Below are 9,569 nucleotides of genomic sequence, written 5' to 3'. Positions count from 1 at the left end.
TGAGCACGATCCTCGACGACTACAGCCGCTACATCGTCGCCTGGAAACTCTGCACCACGATGAAAGCCGGCGATGTCACAGACACGCTTGAGCTGGCGCTCGAGGCGTCGGGCTGTGATACGGCAACCGTTGGACACCGACCACGGCTGCTCAGCGACAACGGCTCGTCGTACATCTCCCACGACCTGGCGGACTGGCTCGGCGAGCGCAGCATGGAACATGTCCGTGGCGCCCCGAACCACCCGCAGACCCAGGGCAAGATCGAGCGCTGGCACCAGACCCTCAAGAACCGCATCCTGCTCGAGAACTACTATCTGCCGGGTGCCCTCGAGCAGGCCGTCGAAGCCTTCGTCGAGCATTACAACCACCGCCGATACCACGAGAGCATCGGCAATCTCACCCCGGCCGACGTCTATCTCGGGCGCGGCCAGGACACGCTCCGGGAAAGGAGGAAGATCAAGGAGCAGACCCTGAAACAGCGCCGCTTGCTCAACCAGAGACAGGCCGCGTAGAATCGAAACCGATGAGCCAGATCCTCCAAAGGCACATCACGTCAAGACGCCCATTTTATCTGACGACGGACAAGCCGGGACATTGTGGCATCAGAGATCACGCCCTTGCGCACGCTCGGAAACAGAAAGCCGTCGCGTGCATGCCTTCTGGCCTGCCGGATAACGTCCTGCGCTTCTTTCGACAATGGGACGCGGAAATCGGGAGTCGTATCGCGCCGGCCCTTCATGGCTTCGCCCGGTATTGTCCACACATCGCCAGCAAGTTGATCTTCATGCAGATGACGAAGCGGCCCGGATCGCACGCCAGTCAAAATCAGTAGCCGAAGGGCCAGATGAGTCACGGTGCCGTCGGACAGGCTGGCGTAGAAGGCCGGCACCTCCCTCCAGTGCAACGCAGGCACGTGCTTCGCCTTGTGCCGCTGCTTGCCCAAGAGCGCACGCGCCTTGGCGACCGCCTGCAAGTCCACATCCAGGCCCAGCGCCGCTGCATGGTTCATGCAGATGTTCAGCCGGTTCATGGCCTTGCGGGCGGTGTCGGCCTTGGCGTGCCAGATGGGCGCCAGCGTGTTCCGGATATCCGTCTGGTCAACCTCAGCAACGGGAATCTTGCCCAGCTTGGGCAGCACATGAAGCTCTAGCGGACTGAACCATCGGCCTGCGACACCGTCGCCTTTCAACTCCGCCTTCCGGCTTTCAAAGGCGTCCTTTGCAACCTCGTTCAGCAGGTGGAGGTTTCGCTTGGCCTCTCGGCGAAGACGCTCCCGCTCCTTTATCGGATCCTTGCCGTCATGCGCTACCGCACGCCAGGTGGCGGCCTTCTCGCGCGCGGCCTTCAGAGAGACGTTGCCCAGGGCGCCAAGACCCATCTCGCGCCTGCGACCGTGCACGGTAACACGCAGAACCCACTGCGCCCCACCATCGCTGCGCTTGTGGAGCCACAGTCCGCCCCCGTCGGCATGTTTCCCTGGAGCCAATGACGTGAGGCCAGCGGCCGATAGTCTGTTGAGTGCACGGGTCATCTCGATCCACCTTCGTATCCACCCCTAGATATAGTACCAGGTGAGGTTATATGATAGAAAGTGATTACCCATGTTCATCTCAAACACCTGATTTCATTGAATATTGAGATGGCCTGAGTTTGAATGGAGTCCCTACATACAGGAATGCATTGCCGCCCCTGGGCACCACTTTCCACTCCAGAACAGTCCGACAAGGTCCAGATGAGCGCCTGATTTCCGGGGCTCGGCGCACGGGTGCGGCAGCGTCCGACGGTGCCTGCTGGTATCGGCCTACTTTGTTTCTTCTTTCTGTTGTACCTCTGAATGCTCATTGCGCCGGACCGTAACGGGTCGAGCAGGCTCAGGGCAGGATGACAACATCGGCCATGGCAACAACGAGGGGACCGGCGGCAATCCCGCCTCCAAGGACCAGCGCGCCTGCGACGCTCGCCGCAACCAGGGTCTGGCGACCGAGAACATGAACCTCGCCGCCGGGCCGAGCGAAGTACATCGGCCCCATGACCCGGGCATAGTAGAACAGCGAGGCTACCGTGTTCACCAGGGCAGCCACCGCCAGCCAGGGAAGACCGCCCTGGATCGCCGCCAGGAACAGTTCCAGCTTGCCGACGAAGCCCGCCAGCGGCGGGATGCCGACCAGCGAGAGCATGGCCAGAATGAGGATCGCGGCAGTGATCGGCCTCGCGCGGCCGAGACCGGCGAAATCGCCGAGCGCCGTCCGCCCCCGCAGGTGGGCGATGGCCGCGAAAGCAGCGATGTTGGCCACGCCATAAGCCGCGAGGAACGCGATCAACGCCGGCAGCGCCCTGTCGGTCAGGCCAGTCACCGCCACGGCCATCAGGGCATAGCCGGACTGCGAGACCGCCGACCAGCCGAGCAGACGCCGGACATCCTGCTGCCAGAACGCGGCAAGATTGCCCAGGGTCATGGTGGCGACGGCCAGCGCCGCCACCAGCATGCGGACGCCGCCCTCCGCTTCAGGGAACAGCGCGACGAGACGGGCCATGGCGATCGCCGCGCCGATCTTCGGAACGACCGTCAGAAAGGCGGCGGCCGGCACGGGCGCCCCCTCGGCCACGTCCGGCATCCATGCATGAGCCGGTGCGGCCCCCATCTTGAAGACGAGACCGAGGAAGGTCAGCGCAAGACCGAGCACCGAGAGCGGCGCCTGCTGCGGCGCGGCCAGCCGCGAAGCAAGGTCCGCGTAGCCGCTGCTTCCCAGCATGCCGAGCAAGAGCACGACGCCGATCGCCATCATCGCATTGGCCAGCGCGCCCACCAGGAAGTACTTCATGCCGGCCTCGACGGAGAGAGCCCAGTCCCGGTGCCAGGCGGCAATGGCGTAGCCGGTCACCGAGGAGAGCAGCACGGCCATGAGCAACTGGAGCAGATCCGCCGCGCCGGCCATGGCGACGGCCCCCAGTGCCGAGAACAGCAGCATGATGTAGAATTCGCCGTGGCGCCGGTCGGTGGTGAACCAGCGCGGACAAAGCGGCAGACACAGGGCTGTTGCGGCCAGGATCAGCAGCCGCGCCCAGCCGGTCGCGCCATCCAGCGCCCAGACGCCCTTGAAACTCAGTTTCGCCGCCTCGATCTGCGCCCAGGCGAATCCTGCCGCGACCACCAGCGCCAGCGCCGCGACCAGACCGCAGAGCCACTGCGCCCGCTGCGGCAAAAACAGCGCGAGCACAAGCGCGGCGCAGCCACCCAGCAGCAGCGCGATCTCGGGCGCCACGTCCCCGATCGGCATGTCAGGGCGCCCCGGTGGCGAGCGCCGCGCCGGTCCTGATCATCTCCAGAAGCCACCACGGCCAGACGCCGATCAGCACCACCAGGGCCAACAGGATGCCCAGCGCCGCCACTTCGGCTCGGCTCAGATCGGGGAAATCCGAGTGGCTTTTCGGCAATTCACCGAAGAACAGGGATTGCAGCATACGCAGGAAGAGCGCCGCCGAGACGATGATGCCGAGGAGCCCTATCGCGGCGAGCCAGGGCCAGATGGCGAAGGCGCCGAGGAAGATCTGTACTTCACCGACGAAGCCGGCGAGGCCTGGCAGACCCAGACTGGCGAAGGCGGCGAGAACGGTGAGCGCGGTGAGCCGCGGCACGCGGGCGACCAGCCCCCCGAAATGGGCGAGGTCGTAGTCCTCGGCTCGCTGCCAGAAGGCGCCCGCAATCAGAAAAAGGGCGCCGGTGATCAGACCGTGCGCGACCATCTCGACCACTGCGCCGGTCAGCGCCAGCTCCCGGGCCGCTTCCTCCCCGTTGAGCAGCGCGCCGGCCGCGGCGATACCCAACACGGCGTAGCCCATGTGGTTGACCGAGGTGTAGGCGATGCGGCGTTTCAGGTTCTGCTGGGCGAACGCCACCAGAGCGCCCCAGAGGATCGAGATCACGGCCATGGCGGCTATGGGCAGGGCGTATTCGGCGAAGGTCTCCCGCATCATCTGGAACGGTATCCGGAGCAGGCCATAGGTCCCCATCTTCAGCATGACACCCGCAAGAATCGCCGAGGCCGGCCCCGGCGCATCGACATGGGCCGGCGGCAGCCAGGTGTGAAAGGGAAAGAGGGGCGTCTTCACGGCGAATCCGAAGACGAAGGCCAGCAGGACAAGCGCGGCGCGCGGATCCTGCCCGGCGAGCGGCTGAGCCTCGATCATGGCGCGCATATCGAAGCTCATCGGCGTCATGCCGAGCGCCAGAAGGATGATCCCCAGCAGGACCGCGAGCGAGCCGGCCAGGGTGTAGATGAAGAACTTGAGAGCAGCGTGCTGGGCATCGCCATGGCCCCAGCGCCCGATCAGGAAGAACATGCCCACGAGGCTGAGGTCGAAGAAGACGTAAAAGACCAGCAGGTCGAGGGCGAGGAAGAGCCCGAGCGAGGCGAACTCCAGAAACAGGAACCAGGCGTAATAGTGCCGCGGCCGCGCCAGGTCCTTCATCGGCCACAAGATGGAAACCGTGAAGAGCAGCGCCGTCATCAGGGCGAGCGCCAGGGAAACGCCGTCGACGCCCACCCGCCAGGCGACGCCGAGCGATGGCAGCCATGTCCGCGCCTCCACGGCCTGGAAGGCAGCAGCCCCCGGGCCGGTGTCGAAGTCGGCCCATACTGCGAGCATCAGCGCGAGCGGAAGCGCGGAGACGAACACGGCCAGCCATCGCGCCGACCGTTCGCCGATCGCCGGCACGAAGGCGAGCACGCAGGCTCCCAGAAGCGGCGCCAGAATGGCGAGCGTCAGCATCTCATCCTCCCATGGCCAGCAGCGCGGCCATTGCCGCGAGCCCGGCCGCCATCAGCGCGTAGTAGTGATGGGAAAGCCCGGTCTGGAGACGCCGCGCATCGGCCCCCGCAATCCCCGCCAACCGCCCCGCGCCCTCGGGCAGACCGTCCGTCACGGCTTCGCCGATGCGGGCGGCGACCCGTGCGGCCCATTCGGTCAGGCGGCGCACGGCGCGGACGCCACCGTCGACCGCGCTGCGGTCGAGCCCGGCCAGACTGTCGGCGAGACCGAAGACGGCGCGTACGGCGCCACGCGGCAGGCCGTCCAGCCATCGGTCGTCGAAGCGGCCCGCGGCGTCGGCGCTTTCCGTAAAGGGACGCACCACCGCCCGGTCGATCAGGACCGGCAGCCCAAGCCATGCCGCCCCGGGTCCCCAATGGTATTTCAGCGGCAAACGCGCCATCTCCCGCCCGGCGAGCAGTCCGAGCGCCACCACGATCAGCGAGAGGACAATTTCCCAGGCCTTTCCGGCGGGCAGCGTGGCGCCGAGAGATTTCTCCACCGGTCCCTGCATACCGGGCAACCAGAGCAAGCCGAGCACGACGGTCAGCGCGGCGAGACCCGCGATCGGCCAGAGCTCCCCTCGGCGCATCCGGCCCCTCCCGCCCTCCCCGTCCCGACCGAAGGCGAGAAGCTGGAAGCGCGTGGCATAGGCGGCGCTGAGCCCCCCGGCGACGATCGCGAGCATCGCCAGCCAGGGCGCAGCATGGCCGGCTGCCTTGACAACTTCCTCCTTGGTCCAGGCCGCGCCAAGCGGGGGTACGCCCGCCAGGGCCGCGGCGGCGACGCCCGCAGCCAGCGCCAGCGCCGGCAGCGCCCGCCCAAGGCGCATGCGATGCATCTCGTAGCTTCCCGCCTTCTCTCCGGCGATGCCCGCCGCGAGGAAAAGCGGCGCCTTGAACGCCGCATGTGCGATCAGGTGCAGCATGGCGACGCCCGGATAGCCCGTGCCCACAGCGAGAAACATCAGTCCCAGATGGGCCGAGGTCGAAGCGGCCAGCAGCTTCTTGGCGTGGCCCTGCAGGACGGCGACCAGCCCTCCTGCGAGAGCGGTCGCGATGCCGATGGTCATGGCGCCCACGGCGAAGCCGGGGGCGTCGGCAATCTGCGGGTGCAGCCGCGCCACCAGGTAGGCGCCGGCGGCAACCATGGCGGCCGCGTGCAGCAATGCCGAAACGGAACTGGGGCCGGCCATGGCCCGGAACAGCCAGGGGGCGAAAGGTACCTGTCCGGCCTTGGCCGCCGCGGCGATCAGCACACCCCAGGCCACAAGCGCCAGATGGAGACCGTCCAGGCGTTCCAGCGCGGCGTAGTCGAGCGAGCCAGCGCCGTTCCACGCCGCCAGCAGCGCCGCGAAAAGCCCCAGATCGCCGATACGGGTGGTCACAAAGGCGTAGGTCGCACTCCGTGGATTGGCCGGATCGCGCCAGTGATGGCCGATCAACGCCCAGGAGCAGGCGCCGACCAGTTCCCAGCCGATCAGCAGGGTCAACAGGTCGTCCGCCGCCACCAGAAGATGCATCCCGCCGGTGAAGACCAGCAGCAGCCCAACCAGCCGCCCGAGTCCCTGCCGCGCCTCATGGGCGGCGGCAAAGACCAGAACCGGCAGGGCGATCAGCGGAACGAGCACGAGAACGGCGCCCGAAAGCGGCGTGAGCCCGGCCCGCAACGCAATCCCCGGCGCCCAGGCGTACCCGCCGCTCCAGTTCGAAAGCGCCGCCACGACAGACAGCGCCAGCGTGCCGGCCAGTACCGCCGCGGCGGCCGAGCCGAGCACGGCGCGCGAACGATCGCCGGCAAGGACGACAACGGCCCCGGCGGCAATCGGCAGGAGTGGCACAAGGAACAGGTTCATCGTTTCAGCGTCTCCAGCCCCTCGGTCATGTCGGTCTGGCGCTTGCGGTAAACGGCGACGACGAGCGCGAAGCCCACAGCCATCTCCACGGCCATGACCGCCATGACGATGATGGCGAGCAATTGCCCTTCCGGCATGCCGCCGAGGGCGAACGACCAGAAGCCCATCGCCGCCAGGATCGCGCCGTTCAGCATCAGCTCGAGTCCCATCATCAGCATGACGAAGCTTTGCTGGCAGAGTGCGCCGTACAGGCCGATGCCGATCAGCGCGGCCGCGACGACAAGGACCGAAAGCAGCGTCATTCGCCGTCCTCCCCCCGCCACCCGGCCGGGTCGCCGCCCGGTTCCAAGCCGGGCGGGACGGATCCGGCGTCCGAAGGACCGGCCCGGCCCGAGCGGGCCGACAGCGCCACGGCGGCGACCATCGCCGCGAGCAGGGTGACGCCCGCGGTCTCGAAGACCAGCATGGAGCCGCCGAGCAGTTCGCTGCCCAGGTCGCGAACCACTTCACGGTCGGCCGGCACCTTGTCGCTGGGCAGTTCGGTCAGGACGGCCGCGCCCGCCAGACCCAGAAAAGCCACGATTCCTGCGCCGACGGCGAACCTGTGCTGATGGACCATCACCATCGGATTGAGGCCGGCGGGGTTCATCATGAACATGACCATGAACAGCGCCATGACCATCATCTCGACCGCCATCATGAAAACCGTGGCGATGCCGATATAGGGGGCCGCCAGCAGCACACCGATCAGCCCCACGGCAATGAAGGAGGTCATCAGCTGGAACGAAGCGCGGACCATGGAATCGACGCGGAAGACGCGCCAGCCGCTCCAGATGGCCAGCGCCGCGAGAGCCCAGAAGGCGATGTCGGCGAACAGGCTCATGCCAGCGACTCCAGACCGACGAGCAACAGGTCGGCGAAGCTGAGCGGCAGGGCAACCAGCCAGAACGCCGCCAGCATCCGCGGCGCCGGCATACGCGGCAGCAAGTGCCCCACGGCCTGGGTCGCAAACATCACTGCCAGCGTCTTCAGCGCCAGCCAGACGGGACCGGGCAGCCAGGGGCCGAGATAGCCGCCGAAAAAGACCGTGGCGGCCATGGCCGAAAATGAAACCAGCATGGCCAGCCGCGCCAACCGCCACAGCGCCAGCGCCGGGCCGGATTCCTCGGCGGAGGTGCCGCCGGCGAGATCTTCCGGATCGGCATAGTCGAAGGGACCGCGCAAGGTGATCGTCAGCCCGATGGCCAGAAACAGGATCAGGCCGAGCGGTTGCCGCACCACGTTCCACAGTTCCCGCTGGCTCTCCACCACCGCCGGCAGCGCCAGCGATTCCGCGGGCACGGCCGCGGCGATCAGGACGAACATGGACGGCAGCATGGCCGGCAGGCCGATGGCGACATAGCGATAGGCGCCGATGAGCGGGAACGGCGAGTTCGGCGCCCAGCCGTGGATGAAGACCACCACGATCACCAGCGCCTCGCAGGCGCCCCAGAGCACCAATCCGGTGCTCGGCGCCGTCGCCACGATGCCGGGCGCGAAAGGCACAACACTGAAGCTCACAGCCGCCAGCGCCAGATACCAGCCGGGGGCCAGCAGGCGGAACAGCGCATCGGTGACTTCGGTCTCGGCGCGCGGCCGGACCAGCATCGCCGCGGCTTCCCTGAGCGGTCCCATGAAGAGACCATCGGGTCGGGCCCCGGCGCGCCACGCGCCGAGCGCCCTGTCGACAACCGCCGCGAGCCAGACGCCCGCGCCGACGAACAGTGCAATGAGGAGCAGCGACAGGACGACGTTCATGACGACTCTCCGGGCGCGTGTGCGGAGAGAACGGAGAGCCGCAAGGCGTCCAGTTCATGGCTCGCCAGCACCAGCATGGCTTCCTGCCATTCCAGGCCGTGCAGCATTTCGCCCAGCGGCGGCGCGCTGGGCGCATTCGCTTCCCCCGACAGCCAGCGACAGAGCCGCGCGCGGACGTCGTCGCCATGGCCGTCCACCCCCAGCCCCGGCGGGATGGCGCGGAAGACGCCGCGCCAGCGCGCGCCGCGGATGGAAAGCGGCGGCAGGCCGAGCAGGCGGAGCAGTCTCGCGGCATGCGCTGAAGGGGTCAGAGCCGCCGGCTCCTGGCCGAACGGCGAATGCAGCGCCCGCGCCTCCACAATCATGTCGCCCTGGGTCGTGATCTCCATCTGAAGGCCGGGCGGCAGCATGGGGAGGAAGGGGCCGTAGCGGGCGGTGTACGGGTCGAGCGTGAGGCCGTCACGGGGATCCTCGGCGGTCATCGCCATGGGCCTGCCATAGGGCGTGCCCCCCATCATCCCCTCGCCGCCATGTCCCCGGTCGCCCAGCCCGCGCCAGGGGTGGGGCGGCTCGTCCGGCAGCAGCGCCGCTTCGCCGCGCCGTGCGCCGTCCAGCAGTTCGAGCCATAAGGTCCTGAGCGTCGGAAGCGGATCTGTATTGGAGAGAATCGCCTCCCCTTCGAAATGCGGCCGGGCGCCCCACCACAAGGTCGTGCGCGGCGGCGGGAGCTGATCATGGACCCGCTGGAGCGCCTCTTCGACGGCCCTGCCCGGCTCGCCGGCCACCAGCAGGATCGCCGCCTGCCGGGGACTCTGAACCAGACGCAGCCCGGGACGGCGGGCCAGCGCCTCGACGGAGGCCAGACCGTTCTCGCCGACCGCAGCGAAGACCGGCGCCGCAGCGCTGCCGGCCAGGAAACTGTGCCGGGCTACTGCCATCGGAACACCCCCTCGCGCCAGCCATAGAGAATGCCGAGCGAAAGAATCGCCAGGAACATGCCCATCTCGGCCAGCGCCTTCACGCCTTCCTCGACGTAGACCACGGCCCACGGATACATGAACATCATCTCCATCTCGAAGGCGATGAAGAGCAGCGTCATGGGGTAGTA

Annotated in this window: 9 protein-coding genes and 1 pseudogene; 1 reads left to right on the top strand and 9 read right to left on the bottom strand. The window is 67.6% G+C overall.

Annotated features, from left to right (window positions below):
• Positions 1-512, top strand: a 512-nt coding sequence (locus CWC60_RS21355) for an integrase core domain-containing protein (RefSeq protein WP_164516361.1), incomplete at its 5' end; no start/stop codon positions are given.
• Positions 513-574: 62 nt separating this feature from the next.
• Here CWC60_RS21355 and CWC60_RS21350 read toward each other — a convergent pair.
• The 9 genes and pseudogenes from CWC60_RS21350 to CWC60_RS21310 form a co-directional block, all read right to left on the bottom strand.
• Positions 575-1,531: pseudogene (locus CWC60_RS21350) on the bottom strand (tyrosine-type recombinase/integrase); the annotation flags it as partial.
• Positions 1,532-1,871: 340 nt separating this feature from the next.
• Positions 1,872-3,278: an NADH-quinone oxidoreductase subunit N gene (locus tag CWC60_RS21345; protein ID WP_109795946.1), complete on the bottom strand. Its 1,407-nt coding sequence runs from the start codon at positions 3,276-3,278 to the stop codon at positions 1,872-1,874.
• A 1-nt stretch (position 3,279) separates the two neighbouring features.
• Positions 3,280-4,770, bottom strand: coding sequence for a complex I subunit 4 family protein (locus tag CWC60_RS21340; RefSeq protein WP_109795945.1), 1,491 nt, complete (start codon positions 4,768-4,770; stop codon positions 3,280-3,282).
• Position 4,771: 1 nt separating this feature from the next.
• Positions 4,772-6,664 (bottom strand): proton-conducting transporter transmembrane domain-containing protein, encoded by a 1,893-nt coding sequence (locus CWC60_RS21335; protein WP_109795944.1) that lies wholly within the window; start codon positions 6,662-6,664, stop codon positions 4,772-4,774.
• Positions 6,661-6,966, bottom strand: coding sequence for an NADH-quinone oxidoreductase subunit NuoK (nuoK, locus tag CWC60_RS21330; RefSeq protein ID WP_109795943.1), 306 nt, complete (start codon positions 6,964-6,966; stop codon positions 6,661-6,663). Before nuoK ends, CWC60_RS21335 begins: the two co-directional genes overlap by 4 nt.
• Positions 6,963-7,547 carry an NADH-quinone oxidoreductase subunit J family protein gene (locus CWC60_RS21325; RefSeq protein WP_109795942.1) on the bottom strand — a complete coding sequence of 195 codons (585 nt, stop codon included), beginning with the start codon at positions 7,545-7,547 and terminating at the stop codon, positions 6,963-6,965. Before CWC60_RS21325 ends, nuoK begins: the two co-directional genes overlap by 4 nt.
• A complete protein-coding gene (locus CWC60_RS21320; protein WP_109795941.1) occupies positions 7,544-8,461 on the bottom strand; it encodes a complex I subunit 1 family protein in 918 nt (305 codons plus the stop codon). The genes CWC60_RS21325 and CWC60_RS21320 overlap by 4 nt, the downstream gene beginning before the upstream one ends.
• On the bottom strand, positions 8,458-9,399 hold the full coding sequence (locus CWC60_RS21315; RefSeq protein WP_109795940.1) for a hypothetical protein: 942 nt from the start codon (positions 9,397-9,399) through the stop codon (positions 8,458-8,460). The genes CWC60_RS21320 and CWC60_RS21315 overlap by 4 nt, the downstream gene beginning before the upstream one ends.
• Positions 9,390-9,569: NADH-quinone oxidoreductase subunit A (locus tag CWC60_RS21310; protein WP_164516678.1), on the bottom strand; the 180-nt coding region annotated here is incomplete at its 5' end. The genes CWC60_RS21310 and CWC60_RS21315, both read right to left, overlap by 10 nt.

Origin of the sequence: Minwuia thermotolerans, from assembly GCF_002924445.1 — a bacterium.
Classification (GTDB): domain Bacteria; phylum Pseudomonadota; class Alphaproteobacteria; order Minwuiales; family Minwuiaceae; genus Minwuia; species Minwuia thermotolerans.
The sequence above is the reverse complement of the archived record's forward strand: the minus strand, read 5'-3'. Positions and strand labels throughout refer to the sequence as shown.

Coding starts and splice junctions, on each gene's coding strand:
- CWC60_RS21345 (WP_109795946.1), bottom strand. CDS start 3,278: ATGCCGATCGGGGACGTGGCGCCCGAGATCGCGCTGCTGCTGGGTGGC.
- CWC60_RS21340 (WP_109795945.1), bottom strand. CDS start 4,770: ATGCTGACGCTCGCCATTCTGGCGCCGCTTCTGGGAGCCTGCGTGCTC.
- CWC60_RS21335 (WP_109795944.1), bottom strand. CDS start 6,664: ATGAACCTGTTCCTTGTGCCACTCCTGCCGATTGCCGCCGGGGCCGTT.
- nuoK (WP_109795943.1), bottom strand. CDS start 6,966: ATGACGCTGCTTTCGGTCCTTGTCGTCGCGGCCGCGCTGATCGGCATC.
- CWC60_RS21325 (WP_109795942.1), bottom strand. CDS start 7,547: ATGAGCCTGTTCGCCGACATCGCCTTCTGGGCTCTCGCGGCGCTGGCC.
- CWC60_RS21320 (WP_109795941.1), bottom strand. CDS start 8,461: ATGAACGTCGTCCTGTCGCTGCTCCTCATTGCACTGTTCGTCGGCGCG.
- CWC60_RS21315 (WP_109795940.1), bottom strand. CDS start 9,399: ATGGCAGTAGCCCGGCACAGTTTCCTGGCCGGCAGCGCTGCGGCGCCG.